Annotated in this window: 12 protein-coding genes; 4 read left to right on the top strand and 8 right to left on the bottom strand. The window is 71.6% G+C overall.

Annotation, left to right across the window (positions count from 1 at the left end):
* Positions 1-4 precede the first annotated feature (4 nt).
* The 3 genes from ACLQ2U_RS30075 to ACLQ2U_RS30065 are packed head-to-tail and all read right to left on the bottom strand — an operon-like array spanning position 5 to position 6961.
* A complete protein-coding gene (locus ACLQ2U_RS30075) occupies positions 5-898 on the bottom strand; it encodes a class I SAM-dependent methyltransferase (RefSeq protein WP_425754275.1) in 894 nt (297 codons plus the stop codon).
* Complete coding sequence (locus tag ACLQ2U_RS30070; RefSeq protein WP_425754274.1) at positions 895-5217, bottom strand: alpha-(1->3)-arabinofuranosyltransferase domain-containing protein; 4323 nt, start codon at positions 5215-5217, stop codon at positions 895-897. Before ACLQ2U_RS30070 ends, ACLQ2U_RS30075 begins: the two co-directional genes overlap by 4 nt.
* A 31-nt stretch (positions 5218-5248) precedes the next feature.
* The gene (locus ACLQ2U_RS30065) at positions 5249-6961 is read right to left on the bottom strand and encodes a substrate-binding and VWA domain-containing protein (RefSeq protein ID WP_425754273.1); all 1713 of its coding nucleotides are present in this window, start codon (positions 6959-6961) and stop codon (positions 5249-5251) included.
* 260 nt (positions 6962-7221) lie between these two features.
* Between ACLQ2U_RS30065 and ACLQ2U_RS30060 the strand changes: the two genes are divergently transcribed.
* Positions 7222-8409: a glycosyltransferase family 4 protein gene (locus tag ACLQ2U_RS30060; protein WP_425754272.1), complete on the top strand. Its 1188-nt coding sequence runs from the start codon at positions 7222-7224 to the stop codon at positions 8407-8409.
* Positions 8410-8442: 33 nt separating this feature from the next.
* Here the strand turns inward: ACLQ2U_RS30060 and ACLQ2U_RS30055 are convergent, their stop codons facing one another.
* On the bottom strand, positions 8443-8610 hold the full coding sequence (locus tag ACLQ2U_RS30055; protein WP_425754271.1) for a hypothetical protein: 168 nt from the start codon (positions 8608-8610) through the stop codon (positions 8443-8445).
* 41 nt (positions 8611-8651) lie between these two features.
* Positions 8652-10322, bottom strand: coding sequence for a hypothetical protein (locus ACLQ2U_RS30050; protein ID WP_425754296.1), 1671 nt, complete (start codon positions 10320-10322; stop codon positions 8652-8654).
* 222 nt (positions 10323-10544) lie between these two features.
* Between ACLQ2U_RS30050 and ACLQ2U_RS30045 the strand changes: the two genes are divergently transcribed.
* On the top strand, positions 10545-12548 hold the full coding sequence (locus ACLQ2U_RS30045; protein ID WP_425754270.1) for a hypothetical protein: 2004 nt from the start codon (positions 10545-10547) through the stop codon (positions 12546-12548).
* 19 nt (positions 12549-12567) lie between these two features.
* Here ACLQ2U_RS30045 and ACLQ2U_RS30040 read toward each other — a convergent pair whose 3' ends face one another.
* Positions 12568-13335, bottom strand: coding sequence for an FkbM family methyltransferase (locus ACLQ2U_RS30040; protein ID WP_425754269.1), 768 nt, complete (start codon positions 13333-13335; stop codon positions 12568-12570).
* A gap of 186 nt (positions 13336-13521) precedes the next feature.
* Here ACLQ2U_RS30040 and ACLQ2U_RS30035 point away from each other — a divergent pair, with 186 nt between their 5' ends.
* Positions 13522-14829, top strand: a complete 1308-nt coding sequence (locus ACLQ2U_RS30035) for a polysaccharide biosynthesis protein (RefSeq protein WP_425754268.1) — start codon at positions 13522-13524, stop codon at positions 14827-14829.
* Here ACLQ2U_RS30035 and nudC read toward each other — a convergent pair.
* The gene (nudC, locus tag ACLQ2U_RS30030; protein WP_425754267.1) at positions 14726-15640 is read right to left on the bottom strand and encodes an NAD(+) diphosphatase; all 915 of its coding nucleotides are present in this window, start codon (positions 15638-15640) and stop codon (positions 14726-14728) included. The two genes, ACLQ2U_RS30035 and nudC, sit on opposite strands and share 104 nt — an antisense overlap.
* A 166-nt stretch (positions 15641-15806) precedes the next feature.
* Between nudC and ACLQ2U_RS30025 the strand changes: the two genes are divergently transcribed.
* Entirely contained in the window at positions 15807-17615 is a 1809-nt protein-coding gene (locus ACLQ2U_RS30025) for a VanW family protein (RefSeq protein WP_425754266.1), read from the top strand.
* Between the two features lie 73 nt (positions 17616-17688).
* Here ACLQ2U_RS30025 and ACLQ2U_RS30020 read toward each other — a convergent pair whose 3' ends face one another.
* Entirely contained in the window at positions 17689-18315 is a 627-nt protein-coding gene (locus ACLQ2U_RS30020; protein ID WP_425754265.1) for an NADPH-dependent F420 reductase, read from the bottom strand.
* Between the last annotated feature and the right edge of the window lie 297 nt (positions 18316-18612).

Raw genomic sequence — 18612 nt, 5'->3', positions numbered from 1 at the left:
TCGATCAGTCATACGGCCGCGAGGTTACTACCTGGTCACATTGCTCGCGACCCCCAGTCAGCCGGACTTTCTCCACGTTGGTCGATCCGGGCCGAGCCTTGCGCAAGACCATGACGAAGTTCCACGAGCCAACCTCTCGGACACCCGGCACCCGCACGATCCACTGGGCCCACCACGGGTGGTACCTGGGCAGGGCGTCGACCAGCGCGACCGCCGCCTGGCGCGCCCGCGCCCACCGGATGGCGTCGCCAATCGAGGCGGGGAACAAACTCTGCCCGTACCGGTTCTTCGGCTCCCTGCCGGTACGCCGCAGGTACCGCCGCCGGGCGCGCTCGCCGCCCAGATAATGCCAGGGCGCCGTCTCGTGACCGCCCCACGGAGACAGCCACGGGGTGAACGAGACGAACAGAACGCCGCCAGGCTTGGTGACCCGGACCATCTCGTCGAGCATCCGGGTGGGTTGCGCTACGTGCTCGAGTACGTTCGAGGAGAAACAGATATCCACTGTGGACGAGCCGATCGGCAGCGCCGTGCCGCTGCCCCGTACCATTCCCGGGACCAGCTGCCCGCTGGCGGAGAAGTCCCCGACTTCGGGGTCCAGGCCGACGTAGCGGGCACCGGCGGCCCGGAAGGCCGCCGCGAAGTAGCCGGGCCCGCCGCCGACGTCCAACACGACCTTCTCCGCCAGATCGGCGTAGCCGCCGACCTGGCGTACCGAATCGTCGGCCAGCAGACGGTAGAAGTAGTCGGGGTCGGGCTGCTCACGCAGGAACCCGCGGAACAGGGTCACCGACCTGCGCAGGGTCGCAAAACTGCGGGCGCCGGCCCGGTCGAAGGTGACGGGTCGCGGCCCGTTGGGCACCAGTGAGCCGACCCCTTCGCGTCGATTTTCGCTCATACCGGCATCGTCCCGTCCTCGTCTTGTGCGATCACCGTCGAGATCTTTGAATCGGCTTCCCGCCGGCCCGGCACAGGAATGGCCGACGCGACGACTGCGCCCACCGCCACCAGCATCGCTGCCTGCACCCATGGTCCGTACGCCCATCCCTGGCCGTGGCCCAGCACCCGCCCGGCCACGGCGCCCGCGGTTGCCGCGGCCATCGCGGCAAGGGTGATGGCCGGGAGCGCCCGGGGCAGAAACTGACGCAGCAGCATCGCGGCGATGACGATGACCATCGCCAGCACGCCGCCCAGGGCGACTATCAGCCCGATAAGTGCCGCAGCTATCCACCAGCCGGTGGCCTGACCGCCGGGTGGCCCGACCGGCGGCCGCCGGCGGACCGGCCAGACGGCCAGGCAAACCACGGCGAGTGCGGTCAGTGCCCCCGCCGTCAGGCCGCCACGGTACGCCGTGTCCGGTACGAATGTCAGCCGCACCTCGGCAGTTTCGCCAGCTGGCACCACCCACGCCTGCTGCCAGCCGTCGACCCGCGTGGTCGGCAGGACTCGACCATTGAGAGTGGCGCGCCAGCCGGCGTTCATGTTCTCGGGCACCACCAGGAGCGCCTCGCCGCCCGCCCCGACACGCACCGTCCGGTCGGTCGCAGCCCAGTCCACCACCTGCACGTCGCGGTGGCGAGGCGCCGCGCGGGTCGCGCCTTTGGGCGTGAGCCAGGCGTCCTGCGCGACGAACGACTCCGACCTCGTCGTACGCAGGCGATGCTCGCCGTGCGGTAGGTCCACCCCGTCGGCGGCGATGCCATCGCAGAGCGTGACCGGCAGCGCCCGCCCCGCGGTGATGTCGGCGAGCGTACCGGCGACCGACGTGTCGTAGCGGACCCCGTCGATCTCGACGGCCGGGCCGGCGCCGCACGCGACCGAGATCGGGGTCTGCGGCGGTACCGGCCTGATCAGGTCCGCCAGCGCCGGCACCTCGATCTCGGCGATCCCGGCGGGTGCGGGCCAGCCGCCCCGGCGGTCCGCCACCCGCAGGTCGACGTCGCGGACGGAAATCTCGATCCGGTCGGTCCGGACCGGGGTGAACCGCGCCAGGCCGTCCGACCCGAGCCGGACCACCTGGCTACCCCTCGGGGTACTCAGCTCGACGACCCGGGGCACCGAGGCGACCGGCTCGTCCGCGGCCCGGATCCGCAGCTCGCCGATGCGCCGGGGTGTGCTCCACGACAGGCTGAGCGTCGGTCGCGGGTCGGTCGTTTCGGCGACCCATGCCGTGGTCGGATCCGAGTCCACCGCGGCGTAGGCGGCCACCGCCGGATCGCCGGCCAGGTTCGACGATGCCGACGCCGACACCCTGGCGGCCTGCGCGCTGCCGGCCAAGGGCACCTGGCCACCAGGCCGCGCCACGGCAGTGAGGTGCACCTGATAGCTGGCCGCGGTCGGCGTGCGGAAGAGCCGATCGATGCCCAGCGGCTCCTCGCCCACCCGGGCCAGGAACCGGTCGCACCGGACGGGTGCGGCGGCCCGGCTCGCGTCGGGAACCACCCCGCCGTCATACGCGTTCGATCCGACATCGGCGACGCAGGCGGCGCGCGTGGCGGGCCCACGGCTGAAAGAGTAGGCCGGCGGCGGACCGGCATAGTTCGGCACATCCGCGGGGACCCGCAGCGCTCGGCGAGGCGCCATATCTGGCACGGAGAGTTCCCCGATGCCAAGGCCGCCATTGGTGCGCCCGCCGGCCACCCCCAGCACGGTCACTCGTACCTTCGTCGTGACGCCCGGCAAGGTGGAGTAGGCGTGGTTGCCGCTGCTCGGCGCCACCTCGTGTTCCACGGAACCCTGGTCGGTGGTGATGAGGAACCGCGTCACCGGCCAGCCGACGCCCAGATCGTTGACGAAGGCCAACCGGACCTCGTTGACCTGACGCGGCGTGTCCAGGGCGACCTCGAGCCACTGGCCGACCGGCCCGGTCAACGGCGCCGAGCGCCAGGCCGTGGCTGGGTCGCCGTCGATGGCCGCGAACGGCAGGTAGGAGGGTTCGGCGGCGACGAAGTTGTCGGCGAAGCTGGCGGCCGTCGAAGCCGTCACCGTCCGGATCCCCTGGTACGCGGCCACGGTCTGGTGTTCAGCCCCAGGGAACGGCACGACATCCAGCGCGACCCGTCGCTGTCGCGCGGCTTCGTCCGCGGTGAGAGTCTGGCTCAGATTGTCGCGGACCCGACCGACGTTGCGCTCCCGACGGCGCAGTCCGTCGGTCACGATCCATTGGTTGGCACCTTGCCTGGGACGGTCCCCGGCGAGGACCGTCGGCCGGTCGCGTTCCAACAGGCCCTGTTCGAGCAGTGGCAACAGGGATTCGGGGCCGCCGCTGACAGTGGCTACGTCGCCGGTGAGCACGGCGGTAGCCGGCGGCACCGGCCGCTGGACCTCGTACACCTCAATTGCGGGCACCGGGCGAGCGCCCGCGTCGACCGGGCTGCTCTGCTGGTCGTCCATGCGCACGGCCGGGCCGAACGACGCCACCGGCACCAGGCCGGGCGAGTTGGCCAGCGCGCGACGCAGCACGGCCACCGGCGGCGCCTCCACCTGAGTGCGATCGATGTCGTGCCGCACCAGCAGGTGTCGGTAGCCGGCCCGGGCGAGGAAGTCGGCGAGACTGGGTGAGCCTCGGCCTTGCGCGAGCACCGCCTCGACCGTGTCCATGACGCGGGTGTTGCCCGCCGAACCCAGCGGTACCTGGTGACGCAGCGCCCACGGCGCCTCCGCGAGCGCCTGGATCGGCTCGTCGACCGTCCGGCCCCAGGTGTACTGGCCGAAGCCCGAGGCCGGGACGACCAGGGTCCGCGCCGCCGGATCGTGGGCGGCCAGCCAGGACGCCGCCTGCCGCCAGTGCGCCGGCAGGTCGGTCCAGCCCGGACCGAGCCGGAGCTGGCCCAACCACGCGGGAGCAGCGGCGCCGGCAATAAGCAGAAGGACGGGTACGACCGCCAGCCACTGCCGGGGAACGTCGGAGTCGGTCACGCGCCGAAGGCCCCCGAGACGCAGTGGGGACAGGCGGCTCAACCAGCCGGCACACCAGCGGCTGATGAGACTGCTGTGCCGGAATAGACCGACGCCCACCGCCACCGCATGGGCAAGGCCGAGCATGATCGGCAGGCGCAACACCGGCTCGAACTTGTGTACGTTGCGAAGCGGTGCGAGCGGGCCGTCCAGCAGCTCCCGAGCGGAGCCGGACAGCGGGCTGTCGAGGCTGCCCACGTACCCGATGGTCATCAGGGCCAGCCCGGCCAGGAAGCCGAGCACGAGGAATTGGCGCTCCGGCAGACCGCGGCAAGCGAACCCGGCCAGGCCGACCGCCGCCACCAGCGCGGTCAAGGCCATCAGAATCGGGTTGTCGACCAACAGCCAGCCTGCGGGCCACCACGGCTCGCCCTGCACCACAAAGGCGACCCACTGGTTCGTTCCGCGTACCGCCTGGAACAGCGAGGCCACCCCCGTCGTCGTGGTAGACGACTCGATGAAGTCGAGAAAGGGCGGGCTGTACTGGCCGAGCAGCAGCAGTGGCACGATCCACCAGAGCGTGACGCCGACGACCGCGACGCACCACCATGCCACGAGCCGCAGATGCGCGCGATCCCACCGCCGCGTCAGCAGCCACAGTCCGGGCAACACCAGCGCGGTCACCACGAGGGCCGCATTGACGCCACTCATGCATAGGACTGCCAACGCGGACAGGGCGGCCGCGCGCCGGGGAGACCCGAGCCGGCGCACGGCCGCCAGTGGCAGCAGCACCCACGGCAGTAGCGCCACGGCCAACATTTCGGCCGAGAGCAGCCCGATCTCGGTGAGCATCCGAGGCGCCAGCGCATAGCCGAGCGCGGCGGCGCACCGCGTCGGTTCGGACCCGATGTGCAGAACCCGGGCGAGCAGGAGCACCCCGAGGAAGGCGCCACAGAGCAGCGCCGCGCACCAGACCCGCTGGGTGATCCACGGTGGCACGTCGAGCAGCTGGCCGACGGCGAAGAAGGGACCCATCGGAAACAGGTAGCCGTACGCCTGGTTCTGCAACTCGCCCGAGGTGGCCTCGGGATTCCAGAGGTGCAGCGCGCGGCCAAGGAAGTCGATCGGGTTGGCCGCAAGATCCAGCTTCGTGTCGAAGGTGACCTCGCCCGGTCGCTGCAGGAAGGCCAGCACGGTCAGTGCGAGCAGGGAGAGCGTGGTGCCTGGCGAAGCGGCTGCCCGCCCGACCGCGCGGATCCCCCCGAGCAGCCGCAGGCGCGATCGCTCGGAATCTCTGGGTGCGGTCACCTCGGCTGGCATGCGCCGGATAGTAGTGAGTACGCGGGCGCGGTCATCGACGGCATTCTGGGGGCAGGCAGCTCAGGCCGGCCAGCGCAGAGAAGAAGATCTTGCGGATGCCGCCGGGCTGCTTGGTGAGGAAGACCCTGCCGCGGGTAGCGGCGGCAATCCCTTCCAGCTCAGCGCGGTCGACGCCGCTACCGAGGCCGATGAAGAGAATCGGCAACGGACGCTGCGGGTCCTGCAGCTTCGCCAGCTCGGCGAGCAGTTGGTCCCGGCCGATGCTGTCGGCGTCCTCGTTCTGTCCATCCGTCATGATCAACACTAGATTGATCCGGCCCGGCGTCCAGTGCTGCCGGGCCTCGCGGTAGGCCGCGAGAGCGGTGTCGTACAGACCGGTCCCGCCGTTCGGCTTGACCCGCACCTCGCCGAGCCCGGCAACCAGCTCCTCGCGCTGCTCCCGCAACGGTCCGACGGACAGGACTTCCCGGTAGTCCAGGTCGCCATCGAGACGGGTGGAGAACACCCAGAGCCCGATCTCGCTGCTGTCGAGCAGCAGGCCGGCACCATCCTGGGCGGCCTTGATGGTGGCGGACATCCGGGTCTCGTTGGTGTCCGGCACCCGTGCCGCCATCGATCCGGAAGTATCGAGGACGGTCAGGATCCGCGCACTGCGCCGCACCCCGCTCCAGCCGTTCAGCAGCTCTGTCAGCGTCTCCTCTGGCGGCATGGCGACGGGACCGCGCACGTCGAGCCGCACCCGGCCGTCGGTGGGCACGCCCTCTGGCGGGAATCCACCGGCCGTCCGGAAGCCCTGGGCGACCAAGGTGGCGCGAGCCGACGGGGAGAGCAGCACGTCGAGGAACCCGGTCGCGGCCTCCCGGACCGGACCCCGTGCGCCGGGTAACACGACGTACGGCAGATCCAGGGTGGGCACGCCGTCGCCCGCGTACGCCGCGACCAGCTTGTTGGCGCGCGCCAGCGAGTTGTGCCGGATTACGGCCTGCTCGGTGGTCGCGAAGGCATCGACGCGCTCGGGCACACCAGCCCCGGTGGGAAGCACCGCACCGGCGTCGGCCGTAACGGTGAGCGTATTCGGTGCGATCCGGCGCATCGCGGCGGTGACGGCGGCGGCGGGTTCCGGCTCACCGGCGGCCAGCGCCCGCATCCCTAGCAGGGCCGCGACGCCGGCCGAATCCTCGGCCGGGTCCGGAATGCCGACCGCGACGTCGCGCGCATCGGGGCCGACCAACGCGGCCCAGTTGACCTGCTTGGCCGGCCAACCGAGCCGGTCGGCGACCGGCTCGGTCAGCGCGAGGACAACCGGCGAGCTGCCCACCGAGGTGCCCCGCTCCGGTACCTCGAACGCCCCGGTGGAACGGGCCCGGCGCAGCCAGAAGGTCGACTCCGGCAGCCAGGCGTCCGGGGCTTGCCCCGCCTCAGGAGTTACCAGGTTCGCCGCTACGCTGATCGACCGGCGGGCCTCCACCGTGATCGAGACGCACGGCTGCCGATCCCCGGCCGTCTTCGCAATCTGCTCGATCGCCGGGGCGAGCACGGGCGCAACAGCCAGGCGCACCGGAACTTGCTCGGCGCAGCTGGGCCCGTTGGAGAGCGAGTTGAGGTAGGCCACCCCCGCCCACGCGACGAGCACGACGACCAACAGCGCGCTCAGCAACGCCACCGGCGACGTGCCAGCGAGGCGCCGCACCAGCGGCGAGCCGCCGGCAAAGCGCCACCACTGTGCGACGTCATGGCGTCCCATCGGCTGCCACCTCCTGACCCGTGAGCGCTCTGTCCGCATGCCGGCGTTGCCGCGTCTCAAAAGAGCGACCCGAAACGCGCATTGGCCGGGCAGCCCGCGCGCGCCAGGAACACCCTGCCAAGGTTTTCCGCTACGGGCAAACCCCTGGTCACGAATGGTGTTCCGGCGGCGGGCGTCGAACCCACCCGTTGCGCCAGCACGTCAAGGAGCCCTAGGGTGACGCGATCGTGAGAGCTTACTCGCCAGTAGGTAGGAGCGGCGTGGACACCCCCGATAGCCCCTTTCGCCACGTGCTGTTCCTCAACTGGCGGGACACCCGCAACCCAGAGGGAGGCGGCTCTGAGGTCTACATCGAGCGGATCGCGGCAGAACTGGTCCGCATAGGCCACCGCGTCACAGTGCTGTGCGCGGGCCACGATGGCGCGCCGCCGGAAGAGACGACACCGGACGGCACGCGGATCCTGCGCCGCGGCGGCCGGCACACGGTCTACGCGCGGGCGGCTCTCACCTACCTCGCTGGCCGGCTCGGCGTGGGCCGGCTGGGGCACCGCGGACTCGGCCGGCCAGATCTGGTTGTCGACGTCTGCAACGGCGTGCCATTCTTCGCGCCGCTCTACGCCGGCCGCCCGGTGCTCGCCCTCGTCCACCACGTCCACCGCGAGCAGTGGCCGGTGGTGTTCGGCCCCTGGGTCGCCCGGATCGGCTGGTGGATCGAGTCGAAGCTGGCCGTTCGGGTCTACCGGCGCTGCCGGTACGTGACCGTCTCGGAAGCAACCAAGTCTGAATTATCCGGACTCGGCGTGGCCGCAGACCGGATCGCTGTCGTCCCCAATGGCACGCCCGACGTCGTCGCTGGACCCGCACCGCGCACCACACACCCATCGCTGCTGGTGCTTGGCCGGCTCGTGCCACACAAGCGGGTGGAAATCGCGCTGCGCACAGTCGCCGCGCTCGCCGCCGATCTGCCGGACGTGGAACTGGTCGTTGCCGGGCAGGGCTGGTGGGAGCCGAAGTTAAAGGATCTCGCCGTCGAAATGAACATTCAGGACCGCGTCCGATTCGCCGGTTTCATCACCGAAGAGGAGAAGCATGCGGTTCTCTGCTCCGCTTGGCTGGCGCTCACCCCGTCGATAAAGGAGGGGTGGGGGCTGACGATCGTGGAGGCTGGCGCGCGGGCCACCCCGACCGTGGCTTTCCGCAACGCCGGTGGTGTGGCGGAGGCGATGGTGCACGACGAAACCGGCATGCTCGCGGACGACGAGGAGGAGTTCATCCTGCAGGTGCGGAATCTCCTCGCCGACGATGTACGGCGCAAGGCGATGGGAGAGGCGGCCCGCGCGCACGCGGCCCAGTTCACCTGGGAAGCAGCCGGAGCTCGTTTCGCCAACCTGGTTGCGGAGATCGCGACAGCGCCCGGCGCGGCAGACCGGCAGAGCATCCGCCGATAGGGCGGTGGCCCCATCGACGGAGGCTGGGAAACCTCAGCGGGCGCCGTACAGCGGCGGGGGCGCCGTATCGATCTGCCGGGCGACGTCCGTGGAGACCTGCTCTGCCGACGGGCTCAAAGCCGCCCGCAAGCCGAAGCTCCCGACAAGGCCGAGCACGACCCCGAGCACCCCGACGGCGACAAACGCGGGCAGATGCCTCATGCACACTCTCCTTCCGCGAGACTGGCGTGCCGGGGACCGTATCACGGGTCGGGGGTACGGTGCAGGACACGAGATGCGGCCGCCACAACCGCCGCCACAACCGCTGCGGCTGCCAACAGGTGGGCCGCGGCAACGGGCCACAGCGGGCCTTGCCTGCGGTCCGGCGACCATCCCGGGTTCTCGTACAACGACAGGTGTTCTCCGCTATGAACACGCTGGAGTCCGGCCAGCGTCTGCGGCGTAACGGGCAGGTTCGGCTCGTGCCGGACCAGCACCCACCGGACGCCGGTTCCGGCCACCGATGAACCGGCGGCCAGCAGTTCGCGGACCCGCGCCGCTCGCGGGTTCTCGCCGGCCACGACCAGGTCACCGACCCGCAGCGTGTCGTCGGTCAGCACCGGCGCGGGCAGGTAGCGCGGCGCAGGGTCGATCACGACTCGATCGGCGTTCCAGCGGTAGCTCTGGTATTCGTGAAACGGCAGGGAGAGCACCTCCCCCGGGCGGTCGGCAACGTGCCGGGCAACCGCGTCCCAGTCCGCCGGATAACTCACCGGCCGCAACCGGCCGGCCCCGCCGAAGGCCAGATCCGGCAGCAGCGCGACCGGAAGCAGTGCCAGAACCACCACCAGCACCCGCGCGGCGACTCCACCGAGGCGCGGCGTCAACCGGTCGGCCAGGCGCTCCGCGCCGAGCGCGAACCCGAGCGCCAGCACCAGCGCGTACGGGATGAGGAACTTGTGCCCGTCGCGCACCAGCCCCGCGCCCGGCACCTGCCGTACCAGGAAGGCCAGCCCGTCGGCGCCGCCTGGGAGGACGCCGGTCGCGGCCACGGCGAGCCCACCGACGGCCAACAGGCCCAGTCGCGCCGCCACGCCCGCCGGCCAACGGCGCCACAGCTCGACGGCGCCCACCGCTGCGATCACCAGCAGCGCGGCGGTCACCAGCGGCACCAATGGTGAACTGCGGCTCGCCGGCGTGGTCTGGCTGTTCCAGATCCCGCCCGTGCCGAGAAGGGCCACAAGTGAGCCGCCCCAGTTCTCGGCGCGTGCGGCGAAGGCGACGACCCCGGCTGCATCGGACCGGCCGCCAGCCGCCGTGAGGAGCGCCGCGACGAGCCATGGTGCGTTGAACGCGGCAATCGCAATGAGACCGACCGCGCTGGACCGCGCCGCATTGACGTACCGACCAGGCAGCAGGGCGGCGGCGACCACGAGCGCGATCACCCCGCCGGTCGGGGTGATCGCGGCCGCCGCGGCCGCCAGCAGCAGCCGGGGCAGCGCCCCCGGCCGCCCGGCGTGCACCCCTAACGCGGCCGACACCAGCCAGGGCAGCGCGGCGTACGCCAGCAGCAGCCCCCATTGACCCAGCAGCAGCCGCTCCGCCAGGTACGGCGTCCACGCGTACCCGACTGCCGCCACCACCCTGACCGACAGGCGCCTGGTCGGCACCAGCCGGCCGGCGCCGACGGCGGCCGCGTAGATGATCACCGCAAGCACGAGCCGCTGCACCAGCCACCCCGGTGCGACCTGGGTGGCGAGCGCCACCACCGCGTCCTGCGGCACCGCCCGCGGCAGCGCCTGTGCCGGAGCGATCAGCTCCCAATCGAGCGCCTGCCGCGGCACGAACACCATGTCATAGCTGAGCACGTACCCAGGGCGGGCCAGCGGCGCCAACACCAGTACGGTGACCGCTGCGGCGACGCCGTGCAGCATCAGCCGTTCCCGCACCGTCCGACCTCTTCACTACGCTTGCCTGGCGCATGGAGCCGCGCTGGTCGCGGCCACTGTACGCGGATTGAACGAGGGTGCCAGAAACGCGGGGGACGACAATCCTCCCGGACGGGTAAGCGCCCGCTGCCGTCGCGGTCGCCGGTCGCGTTCGTCGCAGGCGCACCGGTGCACGCCACGCTTGGCGGCGGCCGCCACCCTGTCGCAATGGCGGTGTCGTCGCGGCAGGATCCCGACGAGGGATTGGACCAAGAGATCCCAAGTCGTGACCCGTTGATCCGATGGGGGCACGCTCGCTCTTGTGGCACTCTTCGCGCCATGGCTCTGACAGGACCCGCGACAGCCGATTCGGCGACCCCTCAATCAGCGGCCGAGGATGCCGGGACCGGCGGGGTCGGGCGGATCGTTGGCTGGGTCCAAACCGATCCCGTCCGCGCTGTCGCTGCCCTGCTCATCGTGATCGGGTTGGCCTGGCGGGCGCAGATCGCCTCGCGGGGATACCTCGCGCAAGACGACTTCATTCTCGCGGCCCGCGCTGCCGGGTCGGAGCTGACCGTCGATTTCCTGCTCAGCCAGTTCAACAACCACCTCATGCCGGCGGGGCTGCTCGCCGCCTGGCTGATCACTCGCGCCACGGGCCTCGCCTACTGGCCATACGTGCTGCTGCTGCTCACGGGTCAGGCACTGCTCAGCGTCGCCTTCTACCGCCTGCTCCGCCTGTTGATCCGCCCGGGATGGGGCCTACTCGTCCCGCTGTGCGTGCTCCTGTTCAGCCCGCTCACCCTCGAGGTGACGTCGATGGTCACCACCGGACTGCGCCTGCTGCCGATGCAGTTGGCGATGGTGTTGGCGATCGCTGCCCAGGTCAAGTACGTGCGGACCCGGCGTATCCGCCACCTGTTGACGGTCGCCCTGTCGGTGCTCCTCGGTCTGCTCTTCTCCGAACAATCGCTGCTAATTGTGCCGCTCGTGTTCCTGCTGACCGCGTGCCTGTTCGTCACTGGCGGGCCGGTCCGCAGCATCATTCGCACGATCCGCCGATACTGGCCTTCGTGGGTGGTGCTGACCGTCCTCTCCCTGGCCTATCTCGGGCTCTACCTGTCCCGGGCCCAGTCACCGCTGCCTGAGTCCCGCTCGGCCGACGCGGTACTGACCTTCGTGGGCCATCTGATCGGATACACGCTGCTCCCCGGGCTCCTCGGCGGCCCCTGGCACTGGATGGACGCCAGCGACGGCACGGCGGCCGCGGCCCCGCATGTGTCCGCCCGCTGGCTGGCCGGGGCGGTGTTCCTGGCGCTGATCGTGGTCACCGTCCGGCTACGCCGCTCCGCCATCCGGGCCTGGGTGCTCCTCGCGGCATACCTGGCGCTGGTCGCGGCCCTGCTGGCGGCGACGCGGCTCGGCCTGGGTCTCAGCGCGGTGATGGGTTTGGTGCCCCGTCTCGTCAGCGATGTGGTCGTGGTCGCCGCCCTCTGCATCGGCGTCGCGTTGCTCGGTCTCGCCAACCCGGCGGGTGAGACGCTGGCGCGGTCCTGGACCTGGCCGGTGGCGCTGCGGGGCCGTAGGGCCCTCGTCGGGGCACTGGTTGTCGCGCTGGCCGCCGCATCGGGCACCGCGTGGAGCGGCTCTCAGTTCGCGGACGACTGGGCGGTCAAACAGGGCCGCGACTACCTGCACACGGCTCAGGCCGAGCTCTCCAAGGCGCCCCCGGGAACGGTCTTCTTCGATCAGCCGGTCCCGGAAGGCGTCGTGGCAGCGTTGTCCCGGCCCTACAACCTGCAGTCCCACTTCTTCCGACCGATCCAGCCGCAGCCGGTGTTCGTCACCGAGGCCGAAACCCTGTGGATGTTCGACGAGGCCGGCCACATTCGCCTGGCGCGGGTCGCGGGCACCGCCATCGAACCGGGCCCGGAGGGGGTCTGGGGGCACTGTGTCGACGGCGGACAGACGGTCCGGATGCCGCTGACCAAGCCGTTGAACAACGAATGGGAGCGGGCCGTCCGGATCGCCTACATCAGCACCGGTGATTCCCCGGCAGTCCTTCGCCACGGCGGCGCGACGCGAGAGTTCCAGGTCCGCGGCGGGGGGGTGCGTCAGGTTTTCCTAGTCATGGGCGGCGGCGGCGACACGGTCGAGCTGACGATCACCGACCGCACCGTGAGGCTCTGCACGAACGAGATCACGCTCGGCAGCCTGGTCCCCGAACCGTGACAGCCCGCGTGAACGGTATTCAGGCCGAGTGCCGATCGTGCCGGAACAGCACGGAGTTGACGTAGCGGGGTCGAGGTGCGATGACCCGCCGGGCGAAGCTCTGGCGTACCCGGGCGATCGTGGTGCGCTGATGTCCGACGAGATCGAACTCCGCCAGCGGCACCCAGTGGTCCCGCGGGAGCACGTAGGCGCGGTAGCCCCAGCCCTGGAGCAACCCCACGATCGGCTCGACTGGCTGGATCCGCTCCTCGACCTCGACCAGCAGGACCGGCCCGTCCCGCCGGATCGTCTCCGCCGCCCCCCGCAACGTCGGCAGCTCGTGGCCCTCAACGTCGATCTTCATGAACCGCACGTCGGTGAGATCCAGACCGTCGATCGTCACTCGGGACACGGTGATCGACTGCCCGTCGCCGTACTCCAGGGACGAGGTACCCACCGCCGGCCCCGCCTTGGGAAGGAACAACTCCGCGGTTCCCGGATGGTCCGAGGCGACCGCCTCGACCACGCGCACGTCGCCGAACGCGGCCTTGATGCAGCGAGCCAGCTGCGCGTTGGGCTCCACCGCGACTACCCGCTCGGCGCGCCTCCGGAGGCGCCGGGTCCACGGTCCGTACCACGCGCCGACATCGACCGCGGTGCCACCGAGTGGCACGAAGTCCGCGATTCGGGCGAGCTCCGGCTCGACGCGCGGATACACGCCCCGGATGGCGGCCGCGACGAGCCGCTCGGGCAGCATGGAAGCGATCCCGGAACTCACCTCGGTCAGCAGACCGTTCGAAGGCGCCATGACGCGAGACGTTAGCGCGTCCGCGGGATTCGCGCGCTGGCCGACCGGACGAAGATCGGTCCTGGCCTCGATCGCGAGCCCGGGAGCGAGCCGGGCCGGCGGGACACCACCGCTGTGCCGTGCTCATTACAGTGACCGCTGCGGACGTACGGCAGCCGGCGTAACGGCAGGCGGACACGGAGCGGTATGACACAGACCACGACGAGGGACTCGGCGGCACGGCGGCTCGGCACCGCTGGTGTCGCCGTCACCGTCGCCGCGACGCTGACCAACGCCCTGGCCTACCTGGTACCGGTGCTGGGCGCCCGGCATCTGAGCGCCGGGGATCTGAGCACGCTGGCCACCGTGCTTGCCCTGAGCGCCATCGCCGGCGTGCCCGGGTTGGGCCTTCAGATCGCGGTCGCCGTGCACGGGGCGCGGTACGGCCGGACTCCAACCGCGCGGGTCACCGTGGCCACCGCCGCGCTCGCCGGCGGCGCCGTCGTCGTGGCCGCGCCGGTGATCATCCCGACCCTGCGCCTGTCGGTCGAGGTCGCGGCGCTGCTCGCGGCGATGACCGTGGCGGTCGTGCTGGCCGGCCGCTGGCTCGGCGAGTTGCAGGGCGACGAGCGCTTCCTGCGGCTCGCCACCGGCATGACCGTGCTGGCCGTCGGCCGGTACGGCGGGGTGATCGCCGGTCTCGCCCTCGGCGCCGGGCTCCTGGGCTCCCTGCTGACCGGCGTCGTCGTCGCCTACCTCGCCCTGCCCCTGCTGGCCTGGCTGGCCTGGCAGCGTCGGGTCGGGGTGGCGGCGACCGCGCACCCTCCGGTCCGGCCGGCGGCGCCAGGATACGCCTCCGTCCTAGGGGCCCGGCAGGTGATGACCGCGAGCAGCGCGACCCTGGCGATGCTCGCCGTGTCGTACGCCGACCTGCTCCTGGCCCGGCAGTTGCTGCCGCCCGCCGAGTCCGGGGCGTACGCCGTCGGGACCGTGCTCACCAAGGGTGCGCTCTGGGCGCCCCAGGTGGTCACGGTGCTGGCCCTGCCCCGCCTGGCCGTCGGGGACCGCCGCATGCGGACAGCCGCGCTCGCCGTCGTCGGCGCCTGCGGTGCCGTACTCGTCGTCGCGTCGACCATGGCCGGCGAGCTTGCGTTCCGCTTGGCGGGCGGAGAGGACTACGCGCGGCTGGGCGAGTACGCCCCGTTCTTCGCCGCCACTGGCGCCCTGTACGCGCTGGTCTTCGTACTCGTCAACGCGAAGATCGCGGCGGGTGCCCGGCGGCCGTCCGCGCCCCTGTGGGCCGCGGCGGGTGGCCTCGCCATCGTGGCGGTCTTCGTCGCGCCGCACACTTTCGAGGGAATCATGTGGAGCGCCCTCGCCGCCGCCGCATTCGCCTCTCTCGCGATGGTCCTCAGCTCTCTGCCAGCCACTGGCCGAGCAGGCGGTGGTCGATCGAGTCGGGCCGGCCCAGCGGCCGCCCCTCGGCCACCCGCTCGCGGAGCTCGTCCCGGGTGAACCAGCGCGCCTCCAGCAGCTCTACGCCGTCCACCCGGATCTCCTCCGATTCGGCGGTGGCCCGGAACCCGACCATCAGGCCGGCCGGGAACGGCCACGCCTGCGACCCCTGGTACGACAGCGAGGCGACGGTCACCCCCGCCTCCTCGGCCATCTCCCGCCGGACCGCGTCCTCCAGGCTCTCGCCGACCTCGACGAACCCGGCGAGCGTCGACCAGGAACCCTCGGGCGCCCCGGCGTGCCGGGCCAGCAGGCAGCGGTCCGGCGACCCGGGCGCCTCCACCAGCACGATGATCGCCGGTTCGATCCGGGGGAACAGAAGTCGGCCGCAGGCCGGCCCGGAACAGGCGCGTACGTGGCCGCCGTCGCGGGGGAGGGTGGCCGAGCCGCAGCCGCCGCAGTAGCGCTGCTGCCGGTGCCAGTGCAGGATGCCCCGCGCGTACGCCTGCACGGCCGCCTCGGCCGGGCCGAGCCGACCCACCAGGCTCCGGACGTCCACCGCCGCGGCGGCGCCGGCCAGCCGTACCGCCTCCGCCTCGGTGCGCCCGGAGAGGTCGGCGGCGAAGAGCGCGGCCCCGTCATCGAGGCCGAGGAAGACGGTCTGGTCGGCGACGGCGATCAGGTCGGCGGCGTCGCCAGCGGCCAGCCGCACCGGCGTCCGGTCGGCGGCGACGAGGCAGTGGTCGCGCCAGAGCGGCAGCACCGTGCTCGTCTGGTCGGCACGCCGTGCGGAGATCCACTCCGGGTCGGTCCGCAGCGCCCCCGCCCGGTCCAGCCAACCTCCGCCGTACGCCAGTACCCGACCATCCACGGGGACACCGTGCCACGGCCGCGCGCACGCCGGGTGACCGGGGTCGGGGGGGGTCGACACGCGGTGGCGATGTTGACCGGCCGCACGGTGTCATCCGGCCCGAGCGTTGGCTACCGTAGGTGTCTCTCCGGGGGCCGCAGCCCCCACGTGGTACGTCCCGATCGAGGTGGCTGTGACCCTGTACGGCGACAAACAGGTCTCCGACGACCGGCCCACGGTGCAGGTCACCGCGGTGAGCTGGCCGGGCGACGACGCACCGGAGCCGGCGGGCCGCGGTCCGGGCTCGTGGTCGCAGCGCACCCGCGCCCTGCTCGCCGGCGGGCTGGCCGCCGTGGTGCTGGCCGGCGTAGTTGGCGCCGGGGCGTACGCGTACGCCGGCGACGTTCCGCGCGGCACGACGGTGCTCGGCGCCGAGCTGGGCGGCCGCAGCCGGACGGAGGCCGCCCAGGAGCTGAGGGCCGAGCTGGAGCGGCGGGCCGGCAGCCTGAACACCCCGCTGACCGTGCAGATCGGTGACAAGAAGGCCGAGATCAAGCCCGCCGACGTGGGGCTGACGGTGGATGTGGACGCCACCGTGGCGGCGGCGGCCGAGGCGGAGGCGCACCCGGTGAGCCGGCTCTTCGGTTCCCGGACGGTCGAGCCGGTGGTGACCGTGGACGCGGCGAAGCTCGACGCGGTGTTGCGCACGGTGCTCGGCAAGCAGGGCCGCGAGATGACCATGCCAGCGATCATCTTCACCGGGACCACCCCGAAGCCGGTGTACCCGAAGCCGAGCCTGTCGGTGGAGCCGGAGCGCGCCGCGCAGGTGGTCCGCGAGGGCTGGCTGGGCGGGCAGCCAGTGACCGTCCCGCTGGTGGAGAAGAACCCGGCGACCTCCCGGGAGGAGGTGGACCGGCTCGTCGCCGAGCTGGCGAAGCCGGCCGTCGCGGCGCCGGTCACCCTCACCACCGACAAGGGCTCGGTCACCATCCCGCCAGCCGCGATCGCCCGCGGGCTGCGGTTCTCCGCCGACGAGGCGGGCAAGCTGACCCCCCGGATCGACATCAAGCGGCTGCGCGCCGCCCTCGGCGACAAGCTGGCGACGATCGAGGCGGCGCCGAAGGACGCCGGGCTGACCATCGCGGGCGGCAAGCCGAAGGTGGTTCCGGGCAGCCCGGGCCAGCAACTGGACACGGCCGCGTTCGGCCGGGACCTGTTGGCGGTGCTGCCGAAGGCGGAGGGGCGTACGGTCACCGGCCGGCTCACGGCGGCCCAGCCGAAGCTGACCGAGGCGAAGCTGGCCGAACTGGGCATCAAGGAGCGGGTCTCCACCTTCACCACCCGGTTCCCCGGTGGGCTCGCCTCGCCGCGCAGCCAGAACATCATCCAGGCCGCCAAGGCCGTCGACGGCACGATCGTGAAGCCGGGTGAGACGTTCTCCCTCAACGGCCACACAGGCGACCGCGGCTACGACCAGGGCTACCAGGACGCGCCGACGATCGTCGACGGCAAGCTCGTTCCCGGGGTCGGCGGCGGTGTCTCGCAGTTCACCACGACGCTCTTCAACGCGACCTACTACGCCGGGCTCCAGGACGTCGAGCACAAGCCGCACTCGTTCTATTTCAGCCGGTACCCCGCGGTGATCGAGTCGACGATCTACTACCCGGCTCTGGACTTCAAGTTCCGCAACAACACCCAGCACGGCGTGCTGATCGACACCTCGTACACCTCCAGCACGATCACCGTGTCGATCTGGAGCACGAAGATCTACGACAGCGTCAAGACGGAGTACAGCCCTCGCCGGGACATCACCAAGCCGGAGACCGTCTACCTGGAACCCGGCCCCGACTGCATCGCCGCCGCGGGCGCCGATGGTTTCGCCCAGGACGCCTACCGGGTCATCACGAAGGACGGCCAGGTGATCAAGCGGGAGAAGTTCAGCTGGCGCTACGACGCCGAGCCCCGCTTCATCTGCGGCCCGAAGCCCCCCGCCTGACGCCCTTCGAGGTCAGGCACGACGATGCCCCGCCGGGCTGGTCGCCGGCGGGGCATCGTCCTGTCGTACGACGTCAGGGGCGCGCCTCGGCCAGCCCCTGGCGTACACCGTCCGCGTCGCGGTCGGTGCCGTAGATCGGGGTGTCCGGCTGCTGCCGCCAGCTCTCGTCCAGGGTGCCGGCGTCGACCGGGTCGAAGCCCAGCGAGTCGACCAGCTGCATCACCAGCTGCTTGGCCTCGGCGTCGTCGCCGGCCACCGGCAGCGCGATGCGGTCACCCGCACCGGCCGGTCGACCGTTCTCCATCAGGTGGGCCGCTTGGATGTTGTTGAACGCCTTCACCACCCGCGCGCCCTTGAGGTGCTCCGCGGTCCAGCGGCTGGAGCTGAGGCTGCGGTCCATCAGTTCGGCGATGTCGCCGTCCCGCTGGGGGTAGTAGTTGTCGGCGTCCACGACCACCTTGCCGTCGAAGAGCTCGGCCGGCAGTGCCGGGACGGCCAGCAGCGGGATCGCCACCACGACCAGTTCGGCGTCCTGCACCGCCTGCTCCAGGGTGCCGGCGGTCGCGCCGGTCTCCTGCGCCAGGTCGGTGAGGCTCTGCGGGCCCCGCGAGTTGGCGACTGTCACGTCGTGGTCCAAGGTGCGCAGCCGCCGGGTGAGGGTCCCACCAACGTGCCCCGAGCCGATTATTCCGATCTTCATGACCACTCCTGCCTCCGCCGGTCCCGACGGTCAGTTCCGGTCGTACGGTCAGCAGTTACCCCGGCCGGTCCGCCCCGATTGCGGAGGAAGGCGTACACCACGTCACGTTTTCCGCCATCACGTCGGGGGACGCGCCTCTGTCCCGCACCGACGGTACCGACATCGGCGGTACGCGCCGGGGCGATTCGGCGAACGGGCCTGGGCACTCTTCCGGGCCGGGAAACGCAGTAGGCCCACCCCGATTCGGGGTGGGCCTACTGGAAGATTGTCCGGCGGCGTCCTACTCTCCCACACCCT

It is taken from the genome of Micromonospora sp. DT47 (genome assembly GCF_049844475.1).
Lineage (GTDB): Bacteria > Actinomycetota > Actinomycetes > Mycobacteriales > Micromonosporaceae > Micromonospora.
Note: the sequence above shows the minus strand (reverse complement) of the source record. Positions and strands in the feature narration are given on the sequence as shown.

Excerpts from the sequence above, each read along its gene's own strand:
- ACLQ2U_RS30050 (WP_425754296.1), bottom strand. The coding sequence starts at position 10,322 with ATGCTGCACGGCGTCGCCGCAGCGGTCACCGTACTGGTGTTGGCGCCG.
- ACLQ2U_RS30040 (WP_425754269.1), bottom strand. The coding sequence starts at position 13,335 with ATGGCGCCTTCGAACGGTCTGCTGACCGAGGTGAGTTCCGGGATCGCT.
- ACLQ2U_RS30070 (WP_425754274.1), bottom strand. The coding sequence starts at position 5,217 with ATGCCAGCCGAGGTGACCGCACCCAGAGATTCCGAGCGATCGCGCCTG.
- ACLQ2U_RS30055 (WP_425754271.1), bottom strand. The coding sequence starts at position 8,610 with ATGAGGCATCTGCCCGCGTTTGTCGCCGTCGGGGTGCTCGGGGTCGTG.
- ACLQ2U_RS30035 (WP_425754268.1), top strand. The coding sequence starts at position 13,522 with ATGACACAGACCACGACGAGGGACTCGGCGGCACGGCGGCTCGGCACC.
- ACLQ2U_RS30020 (WP_425754265.1), bottom strand. The coding sequence starts at position 18,315 with ATGAAGATCGGAATAATCGGCTCGGGGCACGTTGGTGGGACCCTCACC.
- ACLQ2U_RS30075 (WP_425754275.1), bottom strand. The coding sequence starts at position 898 with ATGAGCGAAAATCGACGCGAAGGGGTCGGCTCACTGGTGCCCAACGGG.
- ACLQ2U_RS30065 (WP_425754273.1), bottom strand. The coding sequence starts at position 6,961 with ATGGGACGCCATGACGTCGCACAGTGGTGGCGCTTTGCCGGCGGCTCG.
- ACLQ2U_RS30045 (WP_425754270.1), top strand. The coding sequence starts at position 10,545 with ATGGCGGTGTCGTCGCGGCAGGATCCCGACGAGGGATTGGACCAAGAG.